This window comes from Aliirhizobium wenxiniae, assembly GCF_019511445.1.
GTDB classification, from domain to species: domain Bacteria; phylum Pseudomonadota; class Alphaproteobacteria; order Rhizobiales; family Rhizobiaceae; genus Neorhizobium; species Neorhizobium wenxiniae_A.
The window spans coordinates 330,396-352,111 of sequence record NZ_JAEUAN010000004.1 but is presented as its reverse complement, the minus strand read 5'-3'; the positions used below and the strand labels follow the sequence as shown (position 1 = coordinate 352,111).

Sequence of the window (21,716 nt, the reverse complement as noted above, 5' to 3'; positions counted from 1 at the left end):
CATGGTGCGTTTTTCGTGCCGTGCTTTTCCCAAAGCTCAGCATTCAGGAGCATTCCCATGAGCATCAAGCGCATCGAGCCCGGCGCCCGCATGAGCGGCGCAGTCGTACACGGCAACACCGTTTATCTCGCCGGCCAGGTTGGTGAAGGCGAAACCGTTACCGATCAGTGCAAGGACGCGCTGGCTGAAGTCGATCGCCTGCTGGCCGCCGCCGGCTCCGACAAGTCGAAGATCCTGCAGACGATCATCTACCTCTCCGACATGTCCACCTTCGGCGAGATGAATGCCGTCTGGGAAGCCTGGATCGACCCGGCCAACCCGCCGGCACGTGCAACGAGCGAAGCCGCTCTTGCTGCTCCGAAGTACAAGGTCGAGTTCATCGTAACCGCCGCAATCTGATAAGAGAGCGCCACGGATGCTGAAAGCACGCCTGCTTGCAATCTCCATCGCCGGTAGCCTGCTGGCATCCGTGGCGCATTCTCAAACCCTGCCTTCCGTGCCCAAGGGCTCGGAATTGGATGTGGCAGCCCAGGCTATGGTTTATGCACGGGCCTGCGATATTCGCTACAAACGCCCTTCCATGGTGTGGGATTCCAAGGCGCTGTTCCTGAAATATGCGCGCAGTAGCTATGCTGACCCGCAGGCGGAAACGGAAAAAGCTTTCAAGTCCATCCAGCGGACCACGACGCGGGCCTACGCTTTGTCCGACAAGCAGATAACCGTAGAGTTTTGCACTCGTTTGGCTGCCGTGTTCAAGCGTGAACTTGGTCTGTGATTTTCGATCGATCCGCAGTCGAATGCGGTTCTTAACATTGCAGCGAATATCAAAAGGGGCCGGAAGATCCAGCCCCTTTTGGGTATCGGTTGGTCAGGCTTCGCCGGGTGTCATGCCGAAAAGATAAAAGGCCATAAGGGCGATTGCGATGAGGAAGATGACGGCCACGAAGGTCGACATGCCTCCCAGTGCTTTGCGTTTCGTTTCATTTGTCATGCCGCATCAACGGCATGGCGTTAGATTGGTTCCTGAGTTTTTGAGCGAATGCTCACGTCCAGGCATCAAAGCTTGTCGCGGATCTGCGTCAGGGTTCTCGCTGGTGTGATGGCTTCCGGGTCGAGCCTGACTTCGATGATGGCGGGCTTGCCACTTTCACGGGCGCGCAAATAGGCGGGGCCGAATTCCTCGGTCTTTTCCACCAGTTCACCGTGACCGCCAAACGCCTTGGCATAGGCGACGAAATCCGGATTGACGAGATCGGTGCCGCTGACGCGGCCGGGATATTCACGCTCCTGGTGCATGCGGATCGTGCCGTAGATGCCGTTGTTGACCAGAACCGTGATGATCGGAAGATCGTAGCGCACGGCGGTGATGAACTCCTGTCCATGCATCATGAAGCAGCCGTCGCCGGCAAAGCAGACGACTTCGCGTTCGGGGAACAGTTTCTTGGCGGCGACCGCCGCGGGCAGGCCGTAGCCCATCGAGCCGGAGGTCGGGGCCGACTGGGTGTTGTATCGCTGGAAGCGGTGGAAGCGGTGCAGCCATGTGGCGTAATTGCCCGCACCATTGGTGAAGATCGCGTCCTTTGGCGTGTTTTCCTCGATCCAGGCCATGATCGGTCCCATGTGGACGTTGCCGGGACCGCTTTCGGGCGGCGTCGACCATTTCAGATAGGCGTCATGCATGGCCGACTTGCGCTCGGCCCAGAGAGGCAGGGCCGGCGGCTCTAGATCCTTGAGGGCAGCGACGAATTCGGCCGGTGCGGCGCAGATGGCGAGATCCGGGCGGTAGAGGCGACCGAGTTCTTCCGGATCGGGGAAGACATGGACGAGTTTTTGTTGCGGATAGGGGATGTCTATCAGCGTATAACTCGATGACGGCATTTCCGACATGCGGCTGCCGATGAGAATCAGGAGATCGCTTTCCTTGATCTCCTTGGCTAGCGCCGGATTGATGCCGATGCCGACATCACCCGCATAGGACGGATTCAGGTTGTCGAACAACATCTGGCGGCGGAAGGAGCAGCCGATCGGCAGCTTGAAGCGGCTGGCGAATTGCTGGAACTCTGCTACCGCCTCCTCGGTCCAGCGGGTTCCGCCGAGAATGACCATCGGGCGCTGCGACTCCTTCAGCAGCTTTTCGAATTCCGCGATCTGCGGCTTTCCGGGATGGCTTTCGACGCGGGTGTAGGGGCGAGCCTGCGGCGCCTCGACTTCCTCGACCAGCATGTCTTCCGGCAGCGTCAGCACGACGGGGCCGGGGCGACCGGACGTGGCGACGGAAAAGGCGCGTGTGACGAATTCGGGGATGCGGCGGGCGTCATCGATCTCACCCACCCATTTGGCGAATTCTGTAAAGGCGCGCCGGTATTCGACTTCCTGAAAAGCCTCGCGCTCCTTCATGTCGCGGCCGATCTGGCCGACGAAGAGGATCATCGGGATCGAATCCTGCTTTGCGACGTGAAGGCCGGCAGAGGCGTTGGTGGCGCCGGGGCCGCGGGTGACCATGCAGATGCCGGGTTCGCCCGAAAGCCTGCCCCAGCTATCGGCCATCATCGCCGCGCCACCCTCCTGGCGGCAGACCATGACATCGATGCCGCTTTCATAGAGCGCATCAAGGACTGCGAGGTAGCTTTCGCCCGGTACGCAGGAAACCTGTTTGACGCCGTTTGCCTTCAGCGCGTCGACGATCAGCTGGCCGCCGGTTCTGGTGGTGGTTCCCATCGATTGCTCTCCTCCTCGATAACAGTCAGTTCTGCCAGAATTTCATCCGTATGCTCGCCAATTTTGGGGCTAGGACGTTGATAGTTGAGAGGTGTCTCGGACAGCACGATCGGGCTCCTCACGCCCGGAATGATCGTGCCGTCGGCCGCTTCAAGATCGACGCGCAGGCCGCGCGCGTTGACCTGCGGGTCTTCAAACATTTCTCCGATCGAATTGATCGGGCCGACAGGCACCGCGTTTTCGCCACAGGCGGCGAGAAGGTCGGCCTTGGTCCATTTGGATGTCTCGGCCAGAAGCAGGCTGCGGACTTCGATGCGATGGGCGACGCGGGCCTTGTTGGTCGCGTAACGCTCATCATCGGCCACATGCTCGATGCCGAGAATGCGGCAGAAACGGCGGAACTGGCCGTCATTCCCGACCGCGAGAATGATGTGGCCGTCATGGACGGGGATCACTTCATAGGGCGAGATGTTCGGGTGGGCATTGCCGAGCTTGACCGGCGAGATGCCGGAGATCAGGTAGTTCATGTTCTGGTTGGCGAGAACCGAGGACATGACGTCGAGAAGGGCCATATCGACAAGCTGACCCTCTCCCGTCTTCATTACATGGATCAGCGCGGCCTGAATGGCGGTGACGGCATAGATGCCGGTAAAAATATCGGCGATCGCCACGCCTGCCTTCATCGGCTGGCCGTCAGGCTCTCCGGTGATCGACATGAAGCCAGACATGCCCTGAACGATGTAGTCGTAACCAGCGAGGCTGGCATAAGGGCCGTTTTGACCGAAACCGGTGATCGAGCAATAGACGAGTTTCGGATTGACTGCCTTCAGGCTCTCGTAGTCGAGGCCGTATTTCTTCAGGCCGCCGAGCTTGAAATTTTCGATCAGGATATCGGATTGTGCGGCGAGGCGGCGGACCATCGCCTGACCTTCTTCCGTTTTCAGATCTACGGCGATGGAGCGCTTGCCGCGATTGGTCGAGTGATAATAGGCGGCCGACAGGTTTTCGCCGTCGACGCTTTCGACGAAGGGCGGTCCCCAGGCACGGGTGTCGTCTCCACCATCGGGGTTTTCCACCTTGATGACGTCGGCACCCATGTCTGCCAGCATCTGGCCCGCCCATGGACCGGCGAGAACCCGGGCAAGTTCGAGGACGCGGATGCCGGCAAGCGGCGGCTTTTTGTCAGCTCTATCCATGGTCAGGGGGCTACCGATGTCGTTTCGCTCTTTGTGACGGGCTTGATCGAGGCGACGCGGCGTTCGCGCCAGATGATGTAGAGGCCGGATGCAATGATGATCGAGATGCCGATCCATTTGATCGGATCGGGGAAATCACCGAAAACCAGCCAGCCGAAGAGTGTGGCCGAGACGATTTCCAGATAATGGATCGGGGCCAGTACGGAAGCGGGGGCTGCCCGGTAGGCGTAAACACTCAGGATGCCTGAGACGGCGGCAAAGACGCCGACTGCGGCCATCCATAGCCAAGTGGTCAGGTCAGGGAGTGATGGCGCAAGAAAATCGACATTCGTAGCCTCTCCGAAAACGAGTAGTATGGCGCAGATAGGGATGCCCCAGAGGGACATCTGGAACTGCATCGCCCACGGCTCCTCACGATGAGCGAGGGCGCGGGTCATCATGGCGAAGATCGCGATACAAAAGGCTGTCACTACCGGTAAAAGAGCGACGTAACCGATTTCCTGAAAGCTCGGACGGATAACGATCATCGCACCGATAAAGCCTACAGCGCAGGCCGTGTAACGGCGCCAGCCAATGACTTCCTTGAGGAATATGCTCGAAAGAACGGTGAGGATGATGGGCTCGACAAAATAAATGGCGACGGCATCTGCAACCGGCATGACTGCCAGAGTGGCCACGAAACAGACCATGGAGATGGTAATGATGGCGGCCCGGATCGCGTGGTAAAAGCTCATTTCCCACGAGAATGAGCGCCATGAGCGTACCCAGATCACAAGCGGCAGCATGCAGAGGCCCTGGAAGACGAAACGCACCATCGTGATCATGGTTGGAGATGCACTGGCCGTCGCGAGCTTGGCAAAGACGTCGATCAATGGTGCGATCAGCATGGCCAATATCATCAGGCCGAGGCCGGTGGTGATGCCGGTGTTCTGTATTGCGGGGCGGGTCATGGCGGGCGATGCACTCATGGTTTCGGTATAGCGGGCTGCGACATTCTGCGCACATGAAGAAAAGTCATGAACTCATTCCGCCGCTGCCGTTTTAGCCGGGGCGATGCGCGCGGCCCAATCGGAAAATTCTGCCGTGGCTTCGGCACGCATCGTGTCGTTCAGCGTTTCGTGACGGGCATTCGGCCAGAAACGGGTCATGACATTGTTTAGGCCATTCTTGCGCAGATGGCCGGACAGCCAGAGAATGGCGCGGCCCTTATCGGTTGCCGGGTCCTCGCCGCCGCCCAGCAGATGGATCGGAAAATCCTTCGGCAGGCGACCTGCGAGTTTCGGGGCTCGAAATGTCATCTCGAAAAGGTCGAGCCAGAGCGAGACGCTGGCATCGAAACCGCAGAGCGGATCGGCGACATAGGCATCGACTTCCGCCGGATCATGGCTCAGCCAGTCGAAGGCTGTGCGGTGGCCGGGGATGCTGTCGCCCCAGGCACCGAAGGTGAGGCGAGGGAGCATGCCGCTCGGCGTGTCCGATCCCTTCAGGGCCCGTTCGGCCAGGAGCAGGAACTGCGCGGCGCGACCGGCGAGGCCGGGATTGAAGTTGGAGTTCCAGACCGCGAGACCGGCAAAATCGAGTGGGTGATCGACGGCGGCATTGAGGGCGATCAGGCCGCCCATAGAGTGGCCGAACAGGATGACAGGCAGGCCGGGATGATCGGTGAGCGCCAGTTTTCGGACCGCCATCAGGTCGTCGATGACGAGGCGAACGCCGTCTTTCAGGGCGAATCGACCGATCGGGGCATCCGGCGCCGTCGTTTCTCCATGGCCACGGTGATCCCAGGCGTAGACGTGAAAACCCGCCTGCGCCATCGCCTCGGCGAAGGGACGGTAACGCCTGGAATGTTCCGCCAGCCCATGGGAGATCAGCACGATGCCTCGTGCCGGTTCTGTGGCCGGGAGGTGGCGGTAGGCGATCGTGGCACCCGTCGGGCTGGGGAAAGTCCGCGTTTCCGACCCAAAATCCAAGCTCATTTCAAAACCTCTCCCGCTCTTTGCATTGCCCCGAGGCGCTTCTTCGCCTACATAGCGGCAAAACCTCTTTCCCCCGGAGCTCAATTATCGATGGCACGTCAGTTCATCTATCACATGTCGGGACTGAACAAGTCCTATGGCGCCAAGAAGATCCTCGAGAACGTCAACCTGTCCTTCTACCCGGATGCCAAGATCGGTATCCTCGGTCCGAACGGCGCCGGTAAGTCGACCGTTCTGCGCATCATCGCCGGTCAGGACAAGGAATATACCGGTGAAGCCTGGCTCGCCGAAGGTGCTACCGTCGGTTACCTGGAGCAGGAGCCGAAGCTCGATCCGGCAAAGACCGCGTTCGAAAACGTCATGGAAGGCGTGGCCGACAAGCAGGCCGTTCTCGACCGCTACAACGAACTGATGATGAACTATTCCGACGAGACGGCGGACGAGGGCGCCAAGCTCCAGGATATCATCGACAGCCAGAACCTCTGGGACCTCGAACAGCAGGTCGAAATGGCGATGGAAGCCCTGCGCTGCCCGCCGAAGGATGCAGCCGTCGACAACCTGTCGGGTGGTGAGCGTCGCCGTATCGCGCTCTGCCGACTGCTTCTGTCGCAGCCGGACCTGCTGCTGCTCGACGAACCGACCAACCACCTCGACGCCGAAACGATCGCCTGGCTTGAAAAGCACCTGCGCGATTATCCGGGCGCCGTGATGATGATTACCCACGACCGCTACTTCCTCGACAACGTCACCGGCTGGATTCTCGAACTCGACCGTGGCCGCGGCATTCCCTACGAGGGCAACTATTCCGCCTACCTGCAGGCCAAGGCCAAGCGCATGCAGCAGGAAGCCCGTGAAGAGGCCGGCCGCCAGAAGGCGCTGTCGCGCGAACAGGAATGGATCGCATCCAGCCCGAAAGCCCGTCAGGCCAAGTCGAAGGCCCGTATCAAGTCCTACGAACAGCTGGTCGATGCGGCTGAAAACATCCGTCCGAGCGATGCGCAGATCATCATCCCGGTCTCCGAGCGCCTCGGCAACGTGGTCATCGAGCTGGAAGGCATCAAGAAGGGCTTTGACGGCCGCACGCTGATCAACGACCTGTCGTTGAAGCTGCCGCCGGGCGGCATCGTCGGCATTATCGGCCCGAACGGCGCCGGCAAGTCGACGCTGTTCAAGATGATTACCGGCCAGGAAACTCCGGACGAAGGTTCTATCCGCATCGGTGATACCGTGCATCTCGGTTATGTCGACCAGAGCCGCGATGCGCTGGCCGCCGACAAGACCGTCTGGGAAGAAATTTCCGGTGGTGCCGAAGTCATCAAGCTCGGCAAGTTCGACATGAACTCCCGCGCCTATTGCGGCGCCTTCAACTTCAAGGGCGGCGATCAGCAGCAGAAGGTCGGCAATCTTTCGGGTGGTCAGCGCAACCGCGTTCACCTTGCCAAGATGCTGAAGGCCGGCGGCAACGTTCTTCTCCTCGACGAACCGACCAACGACCTCGATACGGAAACGCTCGGTGCGCTCGAAAGCGCGCTGGAAGCCTTTGCCGGCTGCGCCATCATCATCAGCCACGATCGCATGTTCCTCGACCGTCTGGCGACGCATATCCTCGCCTTCGAAGGTGACGGCCATGTCGAGTGGTTCGAAGGCAACTTCGAAGACTATGAGCAGGACAAGGTTCGCCGCCTTGGCCCTGATGCGCTGAACCCGGGTAGCCAGGCCTACAAGCGCCTGACGCGCTGATCGCGTTCTGATAAACCGGAATTATAGGAAAGGGCGGCGCGTTGCCGCCCTTTCTGGTATATGGCAAGTGCGGCTTGCATCCTCTCTTCTTTCGATATAAAGATATCTTTATATCTTGATTGCTGGGAAAATTGGATGTCACTGCCGCTCGATACACTGGTTGACGTACTGAAGACGATCGGGGAACCGACGCGTTTTCGACTGCTTGCCCTGTTGGCGAAGGGTGACCTGACCGTGACCGACCTGACCGAAATTCTCGGCCAGTCGCAGCCACGAATTTCCCGCCATCTCAAGCTTTTGAACGAAGACGCGCTGATCGACCGCTATCAGGAAGGCGCATGGGCCTATTTTCGCCTGAAGCAGGACGGACCGGCTGCGGTGCTGGTCAAGACGCTTCTGGCGGCCTCGGCCCATGACGATCCGGTCCTCGTCCGCGATGGTGAACGGCTGTCCGCGGTTAAAAACCAACGCGCTGAACGGGCGCAGGCCTATTTCAGCCGTAATGCTTCCGAATGGGATGAGTTGCGTCGGCTTCATGCGAGCGACGCTGCTGTGGAACAGGCGCTGCTGCGGCTGATCGGCACGTCGCCGATCGATTCTCTGCTCGATCTGGGCACAGGCACGGGCTGGATATTGAAACTGCTTGCGCCGCATTATCGCCGCGCGATCGGTGTTGACGCCAGCCGGGACATGCTGTCGGTCGCTCGCGCCAATCTCGACAAGGCGGGCATCCTGAAGGCGTCCGTGCGCCATGCGGATATTCTCAACCTGTCGCTCGAGGGGCAGGATTTCGATCTCGTGACGATCCATCAGGTGCTGCATTTCCTCGATCAGCCGGAATTGGCGATCGCCGAAGCCGCACGCATCCTGCGGCCGGGCGGGCGATTGCTGATCGTCGATCTGGCACCGCATACGCTGGAGCATCTGCGCGAGGAGCATGCCCATGTGCGGCTCGGTTTCTCGCATGAGGCGATCGGCGATTGGCTGGAAAAAACAGGGCTCGATATCGAAAAAGCGATCGATATTGCGCCCGAACATAATGACGGGCTTACCGTCACGATATGGCTGGCAAAGGATCGCCGTCTGCTGATGGCCGATGCGGAGCCTGCGGAAGCAATTGCGGTATTCTAGGATGAATAATGATGAACGAGACCACGACACGCCCGCGATTCGATATCTCTTTCGAATTCTTCCCGCCGAAATCCGGGGAGATGGAGGCGCAGTTGTTCGAGACGGTTGAACGTCTTGCGCTCTTTCAGCCGGAATTCGTCACCGTGACCTATGGCGCAGGCGGTTCGACCAAGGAGCCGACGCTTTCGGCTGTCACCAAGATCATAGACAAGACAAACCTTCCGACCGCCGCACATCTGACTTGCGTCGATGCATCCAAGGATGAAGTGCGCGCTGTCGTCGAGGAATATCGCGCTGCGGGGGTTCGCCGTATCGTCGCACTCAGAGGGGATCCCACGGCGGGTATCGGCACCGTTTATCTGCCGCATGAAGAGGGGTTCCAGAGAACCGCAGATCTGGTTCAGGCGCTGGCGGAATATGGAGATTTCGATATCTCCGTGTCGGCCTATCCTGAAAAACACCCTGAGAGCAGGGATATGACGGCGGATATCGCCGTGTTGAAGCAGAAGGCCGATGCAGGCGCCGACCGCGCATTGACGCAGTTCTTCTTCGATAACGATGTGTTCTTCCGTTATATGGACGAAGTCGCGGCAGCCGGCGTCACCATACCTGTTATCCCCGGCATCATGCCGATCCAGAACCTGACGCAGCTCAAGCGTTTTTCGAAACGCTGCGGCGCGACGGTTCCGAGCTTTCTCGATGAGCGGTTCGAGGGGCTGGATGAAAAGCCGGAGGACCGTGCCAAGGTGGCGGCCGAGGTGGCTGCCGAACAGATCGAGGAACTCGGTCGCCATGGCTTTAACCACATTCATCTCTACACGATGAACCGGGCGCCGCTTGTCTCTGCCGTTTTGGACAATATCGGCTACAAGCCGGGCATGCGTAAGGCTGCTGCCTGAGCATTCCAAGGACCAAAAAAGAAAAGCGCATGTTCCGTAGAACATGCGCTTTTCGAAATTCAGGTCCATATCAAACGTTCATGGATGCAAGATACGACCGGTAGTCTTTTCGCCTAGATGAAGAGCATCGAGGCAATGAATGCAAATGCAGCACCGACTACCAGGAGATTGAGGGGGTATGTACGTCCCATGTCTGCCTCCTTGCGTTGACAGCCAGATTTTATGTCGTTTCCGTGTCAAATGGAAAGCGGAATCTTGTGTTGCGCTGCGGCGGGAAAACTCCGTTAGGATTTTGTTGTCCTTTTATCCCTTTGATAATAAAAGGAATATTCGAAATTAACGAAGCTTTCTGGTGCGTTAAATTTATCTATTTGTCTGTTAATGACTGTTATTTCCCGTGAGTAAAACGCTCCCGGAGGATATGTTCATACCGTCTTTTTGCGTATGCGAAGGATTCGCCCGTCGAGCAGGACAAGGCCAAATCCGATGACCGCCATGCCGGCGATATCCGTCACGGCAAGCCGCTCGCCAAGGAACAATGCGCCGAGCAGGATGGCGCTTGGTGGAACCAGCAGAGTGACGAGCGAGGTGTTCGTCGCACCGGCGAGTGACAGGATCCTGAAAAAGATCAGGTACCCGAGTGCCGTGGACAGGAGCGCCAGGCCGATAATGGCAGCGATCGCGTGGAGCGATGGCGTGGCCAGCGTCCAGGGCTGGTCGGCGATCAGCGAGACAGGCAGCATGATCAGGCTCGATGCGGTCAATTGGCCGGTTGCCGTGACCGGTGCGGGAATGCCGCGAAAACGTTTGCCGTAGGTTCCGGCGAGGCCGTAGCAGATGGCGGCGAGAACCGGCAGGGTCAGGGCCCAGAGCGGAGCCGCCGTGTGCGTAATCGCGCTCGGGCCGATCAGGATGCAGGTGCCGGCAAGGCCCGCCGCGCAGCCGGCAAGCTTTGCGCCGGTGAGCTTTTCGTCCGACGTCCATTGATTGGCGATGATCACCGTCCAGATCGGCGTGGTGGCGTTGAGGATGGAGGCGAGACCTGCGCCGATCTCAGTCTGACCGAAGAAGATCAGGGTGTGGGGCAGGGCGTTGTTGATGAGGCCGAGGATCAGGAAAGAGCGCCAGTGCTGCCTGAGGATCGCGTAGGTGCCGAAACGGCCGTGCAGGTAGATGTGCAATGCCAGGGCGGCGATGCCGAGCCGCAGGAGCACGAGGGTGAAGGGTGGGACTTCCTGCACCGCGATGCGCGCGAAGAAGAAGGAGCCACCCCAGAGAAGGCCGAGAAGGAAGAGCAGCGCCCAGGCGAGCGTGGTCAGGCGTGGCGTATCGGCTGTCATATCTGTGCTCGTCGTCTTGGGTGGGGCATAGAAGATAAAACGGGCGGCGATCCGATCGCCACCCGTTTCATGTCATGGGGTCAATTTCTTGAGCAATTTCCGGCCTCAGAGCGCCTGAAGAAGCGCCTGAGTTGGCCAGCCATCGGCCGGCATTCCGAGGCGGGCCTGTTCCTTCTGGACCGCCTGGCGGGTGCCGGAGCCGAGGATGCCGTCGATCTTGCCGACGTCATGGCCATGAGCGTCCAGCTTGGTCTGCAGCTGTTTCATCGCTTCGACATCGAGACCTACTTCCGGCGTGGTCTTCTGGTAGGGCGGGGCGCCCGACAGACGGGTGGCGAAATAGGCGGCCGAGGTCGTGTAGATGAACGACTGGTTCCACTGCAGGTAAATGCCGAAATTCGGATAAGCGAGGAAGGCCGGTCCCTTGCGGCCCTGCGGCAGGATCAAAGCTGCGGGCAGGTTGCCGAACTTGGTATCGCCGTCGCGGGGCGTCACTCCGTAGGAGAACCATTCGGATGCCGGGATCTCGTTGCCGAGGCCGGATTTTTCAAAGGGCAGGGTTTCGGGAAGGGTAACTTCCTGAACCCAGGGTTCACCCTTCTTCCAGCCCATGCTCTGGATGAATTTTGCAGCCGTCAGGACGGCGTCCGGCGAGCTGCCCTTCACATCGATATGGCCGCTGTTGTCGCCATCGACACCGTGGGCAATGATGTCTTCCGGTAGCATCTGAACCTGGCCGATTTCGCCGGCCCATGCACCCGTATTGGTGGACGGGTTGAGGTCGCCGTGCTGGACCATCTCGATCAGCGCGATCAGCTGCGGACGAAACAGTTCCGGGCGACGGCAATCGTGCGAGAGCGTGACGAGTGCGTTACGGGTATTGAAATCACCCTGGACGGCGCCGAAATCGGTTTCCATCGCCCAGAAGGCGGTGATGACGCCGGCCGGAACGCCGTATTCGCTGTCGGCGCGGGCGAAGACATCGGCGAATTGCTTGAGCTTCTGGCGGCCGATATCGAGGCGGGCCTGACTGACGGTGCGCTGGGAAAACTCCAGGAATGTCTGGCGGAACACGCCCTGGGCGCGGTCACGGGACAGGACCTTCGGGTCAATCTGCGCGCCGGCAAGGGCTTCGTCGGCGGCTGCTGCCGGGATGCCCTTGGAGATCGCTTCCTGCTTCACGCCGGCGAGAAAGGCGGTCAGATCACCACCGCAGGCAGGGACGGCTGCCGCGGGGGCTGTCTGGGCGAAGGCGGGGACGGACAGTCCTCCGGCAATGAGTGCTGCAAGGGCAAAGCTTCGGCTGTCGAGGAATGACATATGGCGATCCTGGCGATCTGTGGCGTGTCTGGGGATGATCTAGAATAGAGTGTGTGAAATCGCGGCGCTTATCCGGCGTCACGACCGTCGGCTATTTAGCGCACTCGCATTCACAATGCCAGTAATAGGAATGGGCCAGGCTACAAATCGCCCGAGGCTTGCATTCAGTCGTTTGCCGCTGCGACCCAGGAGTTCCAGTTCCGGGCGCTGCCGGAGAAGACGTTAATGTCCGTTTCGCCCTTGATGCCGGGGACTATGCCGGTTGCGGTATATTGCCAGAAGGTCCATTTGCGGCCGGTATAGATCTCGCTCGGGTGAGCGGCCACCGAGCGAACCCAGAAATGGTGGTCGTTGAAGGCGCCGACGAGATTGTCACGGTGGAAATCGACCGAGGTGTAGATGATCGGCTTGACGCCGTAATGGGCCTCGATACGGGCAATGTAACGCCGCATCACGTCGCGTACGGTTGCCGCATCCGGCCTCAGCTTGCAGGTCGGCGAGGCGGGGTTCCATTCCATGTCCAGGACCGGTGGCAGCATGTTGGCTTCCTTCGGCACGTTGGCAATGAACCAGTCGGCCTGATCTTCCGGTGTCGAGCAGAAATAATAGAAATGGTAGGCGGAATGCGGAATGCCGGCATTGGCCGCGCCACGCCAATGGGTCCTGAAGGCCGGATCGATGCGGTCCTTGCCTTCCGTTCCCTTGATGAAGACAAAGGCGACGTCTGACTTCTTGACCGTCTGCCAATCGATGTCGGTGCCGTTCCATTTCGACAGGTCGATGCCGTGGACTTCATGGCGGCCGGGATGGTTGCGACCGAAATTCTGCAGGTCATTGTCCTTGAACTTCGTGCCGCTGATCGATGCCGTGTCCATCAGGTCGCTGGTGGACGTGCAGGAACTCGCCATGAAGGCCGTGAGAATAAGGGCGAGAAACTTGCGTGGCATGAGGTATCCGGGTTGAGCTGCAACGATGGCGCTGTCGGCCGGAATCAGGCCGGGCGGCATTCGACGCTCCCATTTACCATAGTGCCGCCAGGATTTGGTAAGCCGAAATGATCCGAAGAGTAACGAGTGTGTCAGCCTCTCTTGCGGATCACTGCGTGCCAGGCATACCCTCGCCCGATATCCTCGAAAGTCATCTCGGCATCGGCCGCATCGAACCGGGCTTCAAGAATTTCCCGAAGATTGGCCCTCGGGGTGACATGGAACCGCCGGAGCCATGCCTGCAGCATGTGGCGGAACCAACCGGGGAGGCGCTCCTGCTGGCCGAAGTCGACGATATGTAGTGAGCCTTTCGGATTGAGCGCCGCGAGTGCTGCGGTGATCGCATCTTCCCATGCCGGGATCATCGAGACGGCATAGGAGATCATGATGCGGTCGAAGCCGTTCACACCAAAATCTTGAGGGCGAAAGGTCGTGGCGTCTGCAACGATCAGGGTTGGCTGCTGCCGGCTGCCAGCCAGATTGGCATGTGCCGTCTGCAGCATCTCGGCAGAGATATCGAGGCCGTAGAGTTTTGCCATCGGATAATGGCGGCGAGTGAGGACCAGGTTGCGGCCGGTGCCGCAACCGACTTCCAGAATGCTGCCTCCATCCGGAACATCGAGGCCGGCGATCGTACGGTCTCTGCCGAAGAGGTAGTATTTTCGTGTCAGGTCATAGATGTGCCGCTGATAGCGGTACATCCGGTCCATATGGGCGGCGTGGCTCTGCGCCGTTGCACCGGCGCTCACTGGCCGGCCTTCACGTAGATGTGGAAGCCGCCATAGATGGCCGAGCGGTCTTGCTGGTTGAGTTCGGCGGAGCGTTCCGCAAGATAGGTCCATTGCTGACGAAGCGTATCGGACAGGCGGCCTTCGATGACACTCTTTTCGGCTGCTGTTCGGAAGATGACCCGGGCGTCCGGTGCGGCGGTGCGGTTGATCTCGCTCCACAGCGCGTTCAGCTGCTCGTCGTTCATCCAATCCTGGGCATCCAGCAGCACGAACCGATCGACAGAAGCGGCAGGTTTGCGGGCCAGAAGGCCGGTGACGCTTTCATGGTGGACCGCGACGCGATCGGTATTTCGCCGGATGGCCTGATAGATTTCGGCGCGAAGATAGTCGGGCAGATTGCCTTCCTCGGGGCGCGGATAACGGCGCGCGAAGGCCTGCCAGGCGAAGTAGTTGTCGTTCAGCGGGAAATGGCAGGCGAGCTTTTCAAGACGTTCGCGCAGCACCGGTGCGATCGAACCGTTGGGCGCCAGGCTTGCCAGTTCATCATATTGCTGCGGCGGAATGCCGAGACCGAAGAGAGAGCTTTTGCGGCTGGTGACGAAGCGTATCAGAGGGCGATCGAAGAGCGGAGCAATATTGGCATCGAAGAACTGCCGCTGTTCGCGAAGCGAGCGTGCTTCCACGAATTCTTTCAGGTCGACGCCATGGAGGCGGGCAACGATGTGACCGGCGGCGATGAAGCGACCGAGCAGGCCGGTGCGATAGATGTTCCTGTTGAAGACCTCTACCCGGCGGCGACCCGTCAGCGAGCGCTTCTGCCAGTAGGTTCTTGTCTGTTCGTCGAGGTTTCCGGCAATGTGCTGATCGAATGCGGAACCGTTGGCCTTCAAGCCATGCATTCCGAGATAACGCACCACGTCGGCATGGGAGGGAAGGTGTTTGAAGGCTGCGAGCTTCAAACGGTTGAGGGCGATATGGTGGCGATTGAGATCGACCACGTCGATTGCCTTCGGCGAGCACGAAAGATAGGCGAGCATATTGCAGCCGCCGGAGCCGATCGTGACGATCGAATGTCCCTCCGCCAGTTCCATCGCTTCCATGTCGACAGCCGGGTCTTCCCAGATCTGAGGGTAGACGAGGCCCGAGAAGAGCAGGCCGAACAGACGTTCGGAAAGACCGTGCGGTGACAGTGCCTTATGCTGGAGTAGAGCGTCCTTGAGCTTGCGATTGCGCTGCAAGCCACGTTCTTCGACGATATCTGCCATGACCAAATCCTGCCTCATCATGAGTTTCGAGGCGTTTAGCCGCTTCGTGCTACAGCTTCGTGACGCGGATTGTGACTTGCCTCATCGTGAACCCGTCTATCGCCAAGGGGGCTTTCCCTTGCTCACGGATTTTGCTTTGCATGAAGTGGAGAAAAGGGAGGCGTTGGTGCTGAAACGAATTTTTCGCCGTATGGCCGTGTTTCTGCTCATTACGGCGATCGGGATCGGTTTGTGGCTCTATTTCATTCCACCCAACCTTTTGCGCGTCGGCAGCGGTTATGCGGCCAAGATCGTCTGCTCCAACGTTTTTATCGCGGATCGTGATGTTGACGACGTATTTTTCAACGACGTTCAGGCGCCCGGAAATCCACTGCTCAGGCTTATGCGGGTCAATGTCGACCGCGAGACGCAGAGTGTCGATGCTGGATTGTTCGGGCGTATTGCGCCAAGCCGCGCGGTCTATCAGCCGGGAACCGGGTGCGCGGTGGTTGGCGATGATGTGACCGTCGCGCATTCCGACATTCATCCGATAGCCGTCCCCGAGAACGACGACAGGCTTTGGCCTGAAGGTGAGAAGATCGAGTCGGACGAATCGCTTGCGGCATTACTCTCAGATGCCGGATTAACCGGGCCGGGTATGCGCGGTGTCGTTATCGTGAAAGGTGGACGGATTATCGGCGAGGCCTATGGCGACGGATTTTTCAGCGGCACGCCGCTTCTCGGCTGGTCGATGACCAAGACCGTGAATGCTGCAATCATCGGACGGCTCGTTCTGGAGGGGCGTCTATCGCTCGACGAGAAGAGCCTGTTTTGGGGCTGGAGGGACGATCGGCGTGCATTGATCCGTATTTCCGATCTCATGGGCATGGAGAGCGGACTGGCCTTCAACGAGAATTACGGCACGGTGGCCGATGTCACGCGCATGCTGTTTCTCGAACCGGACATGGCACGTTTCGTCGAAAGCCTGCCGCTTGAGGAAGAGATCGGTTCGCGTTTCACCTATTCGTCCGGGACGTCGGTGCTGCTTTCAAGGATTTGGATGGACCGGATAAGCAGCAAGGATGAAGCGCTGACCTATCCCCGGAAGGCGATATTCGAGCCGTTGGGCATGCGATCGGCAATCTTGGAGGCGGATGCGGCGGGCACGTTTGTCGGCAGTTCCTACATGTATGCCACCGCCCGCGACTGGGCGAAATTCGGGATGTTTCTGGCTCGCGATGGCGTGTGGGATGGGCAGCGTCTTCTGCCGGAAGGTTTTGTCAGGCAGATGCACGAGGCGAACAGGAGTTCGAGCGGGCGTTATTCGAAAATGCAGACATGGTTGCCGAGGCCCGATGCAGGCTTGCCTGCCGATGCATTCGTTCTGAGCGGGCATGACGGGCAGAATATTTTCGTCATCCCTTCGCTCGATCTGGTTATCGTGCGACTGGGGCTGACGCCGCGCTCCATGGGCTATGAGGCGATCGATCTTGCTGCCGCGGTGGTTCGCCAGCTTGGGCCGGAGTGACCTTTATTTCTGCAGGACGTGGAGCATGTCCTTGCGCTTGGCATCGTAATAATAGCCGCGCGCATAAAGCCGGATGGCGTTGTCGTTCTGATTGTCCGCAACAAGCCAGGCACCGCGGAGGTATTTGATCGCGTATTTCAGGTTGGTCTCTGCATCGAGAAGACCTTCCGGTGGGCCTTCGTAACCCATGGACTTTGCGGTCGAATACTTGATCTGCATGAGGCCCCAATAGCCGTTCTTGTGATAGGCCTTGGGGTCGTACTTGCTTTCCCGGTGCACAACGCGGTGAACCAGCGATTCCGGCACGCCATAAAGGCCGGCGTAGCGGTGGATCAGTTTTTTCAGATCGGAAGGCGCGCCGGATGCGGTTTCCGGCATCGGCTCGCCGGGTGCTGGCGGGAATTCCAGCTTGCTGTCTATGGCCGACAATGCGGCGACAGCCTTTGGCTGGGCTGCGTAGGCCAGAGTGGTTGTCGTCGTTTGCGGGCGCGGGATCGGGATGACCGACTGTAGCGCTACCATGTCCGGTGTCAGTTCAGGCTCATCGAGAGCAATGGCCTGGGCCGCTGCCGGCTGGATCTGTCCCGACTGCACGGCCGGAGCGACCGGCGGCGAAACGAGACGGCTGCCTTTCGCTGTGCTGTGTACGGCTGGCGAGGCGGAAGCGACGATCACCGGTGCTGCCGCTGCCGGTGTGGCTGCGGTGGCTGGCTGAAACGCAACGAACGGCGCCATGGCAGGCGAAGCCATTGCTGCGGTCTGAATGCTGGTTGCTTCGGAAACTGTCGGGACCGGAACAGGCAGACGGCTGGTCTTGACGAGCGTTACCGTGTTTTCCGAGCCTGGCTGAGCAACTGCAACACCATTTTCCGCGGTCTGAGCAATATCGGCGGTCTGCTGGACGGCTGCATCCTGCGCATCAGTTGCAGCGACGTTGTTGGAGTGGTCAACGCTGGAACAAGCGGCCAATGCGGATGACATGGCGAGAACCACGGCAGCCCTACGGCCCACAAATCGCATCATTGCCATTGGGTCGCTCTCATCAAAAATCGTTGCCCAGAACGTTAACAGGATCAGTGAAACTGCATCCCAATTAACTCATTCGAAAGAGATCGACAAGCCATCTACAGGTCGCAGCGCGTCAGGCGGCTATGCGGCGATATCCTGCGCTGACGGCGCGGCGTGCAATAAAGCGTGTTCCTGGGCGATAAGGGGCCTTGCTTCGGGCGCTGGGACGGCGGCGCTTACGGGCAAAAAGGCTGGGGAGAACAGCGTGGGCGAGGGTGGCCAACATCGCCGACGCGGCCAAGGCAGAAATCATATTCAAATACTGTTCCTGCGGTGAGAGCGACGAGTTGAAAAACTGTATGGCAATTGCCGCCGTGAGCGCGAAGTAGCGAATACTCCTGAATGTCTTCAGGATGAAATAGCCGAAGATGCGCAACGGGCGCGTTTCCGGAAGGTTGTCGTTGTCGGCCGGCCCGTAACGCAATTGCGGGTCCTGATAGGCGTAGAGGACATGCAGCATCAAATAGGAAAGTCCTATCCACGACAGGACACCGACGGCTGCCGGCCACAGGAATGCGACCAGGAATACGCCTGCCGTGACCAGAATGGCTCCCATAAGGAAGGCGAGAACGAAAGCCGGGATGGTGACGAACGCACTTGTGCGTCCCCAGGATCCTGAGAACGCTGCGGTCAGCGAAGCAATAGGATGAGGCATGAGAAGCACGGCAGTTGCCGTTGCCGCCAACGCGAGCCATGTCTCTACGGTCATCATCACCCTCCCAGGCGCCACGGCACCCGTCATTTCTCCATCAGGCAGGCTTGAAAGACTGTCCGATGGACTCCATTACATCGCCGAACCATCTTGCCGTCATATCGAACGGTTTACCACCCTTGATGCGCGGAAATTCGATTGTTCTAAGCTTCCCATTCTGTTCTTCGTCATGCCCGGTTACGCCGGAGATCTTGTTCAGCGCACTTTCGACGGCAAGATCGACCATGCCCTGGATCAATCTGAGGTCGTCGCCGTTTGCCGGTGCGGATCTGGCGAAATAACCGGACTTCTGTACCAGCGATCGTTCTGCGTCGATCCTTGCCGCAAATTGCTTCTGAAACCAGCCTCCGACGTTGATCGTGTCGAGCTTGACGTGGCCGAAGGCGTCGCGGGCAATGTTTTCGCCCGCAGCTTCCCGTTCGGCGACGATCGCATCCAGGCAAGCTCCTTCCGACACAAAGATCGTTGCAAAGCCGCGCTTGTCCATGACTTCCCTCAAGCGTGCCGCTTCCTTTTCCGCATCAAAGGCCATTTCGGGAAGATAGAGGCCGTCGATGCCCTTCATTTCCTCGTTCATCAGAAAGCCTTCGATATAGTCGTTCGATCGGCTTTTCTGAATGTAGGCGCGTGCGGTTGCGGCAGTAAGCCAGCCGCAATGGCGGCCCATGACTTCATGGATGATGAGGGTGCGCGGTGCGGCCGTCTGTTCGTTGGAAACGTTGTCGAAGAATGCTGCGCCGACTTCCGCCGCAGTCCAGGCGCCGAGCGACTGGCGGATGGGCACGATATCGTTATCGACCGTTTTCGGCAGGCCGACCACCGTCAGGTCGTAGCCATTGGCGGCAAGATAGGCTGCGAGATCGGCTGCCACGGTATTGGTGTCGTCGCCGCCGATCGTGTGAAGGATGGTGACGCCGTCTTCTGCCAATTGTTCGGCTGCGACTGCCAACGGATCCTGCCCCTGCTTGATCAGTCCGCGCTTCACGCAATCGGCGGCATTGGTCAGCTTGACGCGGCTGTTGCCGATCGGCGAGCCGCCGTAACGATGAAGGAGGTTGGCCTGTTCCCGCATTTCGGGCGTGATGCCGATTTTATCCGACAGAAGGACGCCCTGATATCCGGAGCGATAGGCGATCAGTTCCGCATCCGGAGCCACGTCGTTATAGCGCTGGATAAGACCTCCCACGGCCGACGAGAGACAGGGGGCAAGGCCGCCTGCGGTCAGCATTGCGACTTTCTGTTGGGCCATGGTTCCTCCGTTGCGCGCAAGCGCCTTCCCTGCAGTTTTAGGGGATATGGATGCGATAGACAGTAAGCCGTGTAAAGGGCATATCTTTGCCCATTTCGCCGTATGTATTGCTATCTCAGCGGGAATAACGCCACGTTTTCAAGTGGATGCTTCGGCGCAATTGGCGAGATCACATATGAAGGAAACGCGTGCCTGCTGTGGGGGCGGTGGCTTATTATGTGCGAGCTCTGTCTAGCTCAAGCCTTGCCTTCAGGAGTGTTAATCGAGCCGATTGTTCGAATAACATGAACATAGTTTAATCCACGGCTGACCACCCGATGCGTTGCATTTTTTGCTGTAATCTGGTCATTTAAGGGGATGATATTCGATTTTTCCTGTCTGCAGATTTCTTCGCTATGGGAGCGACTCGTCAGCGCAATAGGCGACGCTGCCGGTAATGCGCTGGGCCGTGTCGTCGAGGCCATCCGTACTCTGTTCGAAGGTGATCCGGAGACCCGTAGACAGGTGTCCTTCTCAGTCGCCATCATTGCGCTATCCGCGAAGATGGCGAAGGCCGATGGCATCGTCACGGAAGCGGAAGTGAAGGCTTTCCAGCAGATTTTCGACTTTCCAGATGAGGAAGCCCGTAACGTCGCGCGCCTTTACAATCTCGCGCGTCAGGACGTTGCAGGTTACGAGGCCTATGCGACGAAGCTCTCCGGTCTTTGCAGTTCAGGAGCGTCCGAGAACTGCCCGATGCTCGAGAGCGTCGTGGACGGGCTGTTCCATATCGCAAAGGCGGATGGCCTTGTGCATGAGAAGGAATTGCTGTTCCTTGGCCGCATTGCCGACATTTTCAGGATAAATGACGAGCATTTTCGCCGAATCATGGCGCGGCATGTGCATCTCGATGGTCAGGACCCGTATCTCGTGCTTGGCGTTTCGCCGGAGGATGATTTCGCTGCGATCCGCAAGCAATACCGTCTGCTGGTCTCGGAACATCATCCCGATCGTCTGATCGCCCGTGGAGTGCCCGCCACGCTGCATGCCGCCGCCAACGAGCGGATGGCTGCGCTGAACGCGGCTTATAAAGCGATCGAAAGAGAGCGCCGCGCAGCATGAGCGATTTTGTTGCGGACTATGCGGGGGCATCCGTCCGTCCCTCTCCCAATCATGGGGAGCGTGTTTCCGGCCGCAATCCCGATGCGATCATCCTCCACTATACCGGCATGCCGGATGCGGATCAGGCGCTGAATTGGCTCTGTAACGAGGAGAGCCAGGTTTCGAGCCATTATTTCGTCCATGAGGATGGGCGGGTCGTACAACTCGTGCCGGAGGGGCGGCGTGCCTGGCATGCGGGCAAGAGCGCCTGGGCCGGAGAGGTCGACATCAATTCCTGTTCCATCGGTGTCGAAATTGCCAATCCCGGTCATCCGGGCGGACTTCCCATGTTTCCGTCGGTTCAGATCGATGCGGTTATCCAATTGTGTCTGGATTGCGGCAATCGGTGGTCGATCCGACCGGAACGTGTGCTCGGGCACTCCGATGTGGCACCGATCCGCAAGGTTGATCCGGGCGAAAATTTTCCATGGAAGACCCTGCATGATGCGGGCGTCGGGCATTGGCTTGACGCCAGCCCGATAGCCGGTGGTCGGTTTTTCCAATTGGGAGAGGCGGGGCAGCCGATCGAGGCGTTGCAATCGATGCTGTCGCTCTATGGCTACGATCTTGAGATAACAGGTAATTTCTGCGAGCGGACGAAGGGTGTGGTGGAAGCGTTCCAGCGGCATTTTCGCTCGGCGCTGGTGGATGGAATCGCCGATTTTTCGACGATAGACACTCTGCACAGATTGCTGACTTCGCTGCCGAAATATAGGCAGCCTGAAAGCTGAAGCCTTG

The 21,716-nt window shown here is 59.1% G+C and carries 21 protein-coding genes; 8 read left to right on the top strand and 13 right to left on the bottom strand.

The window, feature by feature from the left end:
• The first annotated feature begins 57 nt into the window (after positions 1-57).
• Positions 58-399 (top strand): RidA family protein, encoded by a 342-nt coding sequence (locus JNB91_RS07560; RefSeq protein WP_220324896.1) that lies wholly within the window; start codon positions 58-60, stop codon positions 397-399.
• Between the two features lie 16 nt (positions 400-415).
• Positions 416-775 (top strand): hypothetical protein, encoded by a 360-nt coding sequence (locus tag JNB91_RS07555; RefSeq protein WP_220324895.1) that lies wholly within the window; start codon positions 416-418, stop codon positions 773-775.
• A gap of 93 nt (positions 776-868) precedes the next feature.
• Here JNB91_RS07555 and JNB91_RS31105 read toward each other — a convergent pair whose 3' ends face one another.
• From JNB91_RS31105 to JNB91_RS07535, 5 genes are all read right to left on the bottom strand, one after another.
• The gene (locus tag JNB91_RS31105; RefSeq protein WP_262927995.1) at positions 869-991 is read right to left on the bottom strand and encodes a hypothetical protein; all 123 of its coding nucleotides are present in this window, start codon (positions 989-991) and stop codon (positions 869-871) included.
• A gap of 65 nt (positions 992-1,056) precedes the next feature.
• Positions 1,057-2,718, bottom strand: coding sequence for a thiamine pyrophosphate-binding protein (locus JNB91_RS07550; RefSeq protein WP_220324894.1), 1,662 nt, complete (start codon positions 2,716-2,718; stop codon positions 1,057-1,059).
• A complete protein-coding gene (gene caiB / locus JNB91_RS07545; protein WP_220324893.1) occupies positions 2,685-3,914 on the bottom strand; it encodes a succinate--glutarate CoA-transferase in 1,230 nt (409 codons plus the stop codon). The genes JNB91_RS07550 and caiB overlap by 34 nt, the downstream gene beginning before the upstream one ends.
• A 2-nt stretch (positions 3,915-3,916) precedes the next feature.
• Positions 3,917-4,882 (bottom strand): DMT family transporter, encoded by a 966-nt coding sequence (locus tag JNB91_RS07540; RefSeq protein ID WP_220324892.1) that lies wholly within the window; start codon positions 4,880-4,882, stop codon positions 3,917-3,919.
• Positions 4,883-4,936: 54 nt separating this feature from the next.
• Entirely contained in the window at positions 4,937-5,890 is a 954-nt protein-coding gene (locus JNB91_RS07535; protein ID WP_220324891.1) for an alpha/beta hydrolase, read from the bottom strand.
• A gap of 90 nt (positions 5,891-5,980) precedes the next feature.
• On the opposite strand from JNB91_RS07535, the gene ettA reads away from it, so the two are divergent.
• From ettA to metF, 3 genes are all read left to right on the top strand, one after another.
• Positions 5,981-7,630: an energy-dependent translational throttle protein EttA gene (gene ettA, locus JNB91_RS07530; protein ID WP_220324890.1), complete on the top strand. Its 1,650-nt coding sequence runs from the start codon at positions 5,981-5,983 to the stop codon at positions 7,628-7,630.
• Between the two features lie 135 nt (positions 7,631-7,765).
• Complete coding sequence (locus tag JNB91_RS07525) at positions 7,766-8,761, top strand: ArsR/SmtB family transcription factor (protein ID WP_220324889.1); 996 nt, start codon at positions 7,766-7,768, stop codon at positions 8,759-8,761.
• 8 nt (positions 8,762-8,769) lie between these two features.
• Positions 8,770-9,660, top strand: a complete 891-nt coding sequence (gene metF / locus JNB91_RS07520; protein WP_220324888.1) for a methylenetetrahydrofolate reductase [NAD(P)H] — start codon at positions 8,770-8,772, stop codon at positions 9,658-9,660.
• Between the two features lie 425 nt (positions 9,661-10,085).
• Here metF and JNB91_RS07515 read toward each other — a convergent pair whose 3' ends face one another.
• From JNB91_RS07515 to JNB91_RS07495, 5 genes are all read right to left on the bottom strand, one after another.
• Positions 10,086-11,000, bottom strand: a complete 915-nt coding sequence (locus JNB91_RS07515) for a DMT family transporter (protein ID WP_220324887.1) — start codon at positions 10,998-11,000, stop codon at positions 10,086-10,088.
• A gap of 105 nt (positions 11,001-11,105) precedes the next feature.
• Positions 11,106-12,320, bottom strand: coding sequence for a lytic murein transglycosylase (locus JNB91_RS07510; RefSeq protein ID WP_220324886.1), 1,215 nt, complete (start codon positions 12,318-12,320; stop codon positions 11,106-11,108).
• Between the two features lie 164 nt (positions 12,321-12,484).
• Positions 12,485-13,267: a glycoside hydrolase family 25 protein gene (locus JNB91_RS07505; protein WP_220324926.1), complete on the bottom strand. Its 783-nt coding sequence runs from the start codon at positions 13,265-13,267 to the stop codon at positions 12,485-12,487.
• Positions 13,268-13,398: 131 nt separating this feature from the next.
• Positions 13,399-14,016 (bottom strand): class I SAM-dependent methyltransferase, encoded by a 618-nt coding sequence (locus JNB91_RS07500; protein ID WP_220324925.1) that lies wholly within the window; start codon positions 14,014-14,016, stop codon positions 13,399-13,401.
• 35 nt (positions 14,017-14,051) lie between these two features.
• On the bottom strand, positions 14,052-15,302 hold the full coding sequence (locus JNB91_RS07495; RefSeq protein WP_220324885.1) for a BtaA family protein: 1,251 nt from the start codon (positions 15,300-15,302) through the stop codon (positions 14,052-14,054).
• A gap of 166 nt (positions 15,303-15,468) precedes the next feature.
• On the opposite strand from JNB91_RS07495, the gene JNB91_RS07490 reads away from it, so the two are divergent.
• Positions 15,469-16,809, top strand: coding sequence for a serine hydrolase domain-containing protein (locus tag JNB91_RS07490; RefSeq protein ID WP_346269285.1), 1,341 nt, complete (start codon positions 15,469-15,471; stop codon positions 16,807-16,809).
• A 3-nt stretch (positions 16,810-16,812) separates the two neighbouring features.
• On the opposite strand, the gene JNB91_RS07485 is transcribed toward JNB91_RS07490, so the two are convergent.
• The 3 genes from JNB91_RS07485 to JNB91_RS07475 all read right to left on the bottom strand — a co-directional run bounded on the left by JNB91_RS07485 (position 16,813) and on the right by JNB91_RS07475 (position 19,838).
• Complete coding sequence (locus JNB91_RS07485) at positions 16,813-17,832, bottom strand: transglycosylase SLT domain-containing protein (RefSeq protein ID WP_430736256.1); 1,020 nt, start codon at positions 17,830-17,832, stop codon at positions 16,813-16,815.
• A gap of 118 nt (positions 17,833-17,950) precedes the next feature.
• The gene (locus JNB91_RS07480; RefSeq protein WP_220324884.1) at positions 17,951-18,586 is read right to left on the bottom strand and encodes a hypothetical protein; all 636 of its coding nucleotides are present in this window, start codon (positions 18,584-18,586) and stop codon (positions 17,951-17,953) included.
• Between the two features lie 40 nt (positions 18,587-18,626).
• Complete coding sequence (locus tag JNB91_RS07475) at positions 18,627-19,838, bottom strand: pyrophosphate--fructose-6-phosphate 1-phosphotransferase (RefSeq protein ID WP_220324883.1); 1,212 nt, start codon at positions 19,836-19,838, stop codon at positions 18,627-18,629.
• Between the two features lie 357 nt (positions 19,839-20,195).
• Here JNB91_RS07475 and JNB91_RS07470 point away from each other — a divergent pair, with 357 nt between their 5' ends.
• Both JNB91_RS07470 and JNB91_RS07465 read left to right on the top strand, forming a co-directional pair.
• Positions 20,196-20,939, top strand: coding sequence for a J domain-containing protein (locus JNB91_RS07470; protein ID WP_220324882.1), 744 nt, complete (start codon positions 20,196-20,198; stop codon positions 20,937-20,939).
• Complete coding sequence (locus tag JNB91_RS07465) at positions 20,936-21,709, top strand: N-acetylmuramoyl-L-alanine amidase (RefSeq protein WP_220324881.1); 774 nt, start codon at positions 20,936-20,938, stop codon at positions 21,707-21,709. Before JNB91_RS07470 ends, JNB91_RS07465 begins: the two co-directional genes overlap by 4 nt.
• Positions 21,710-21,716: the final 7 nt, after the last annotated feature.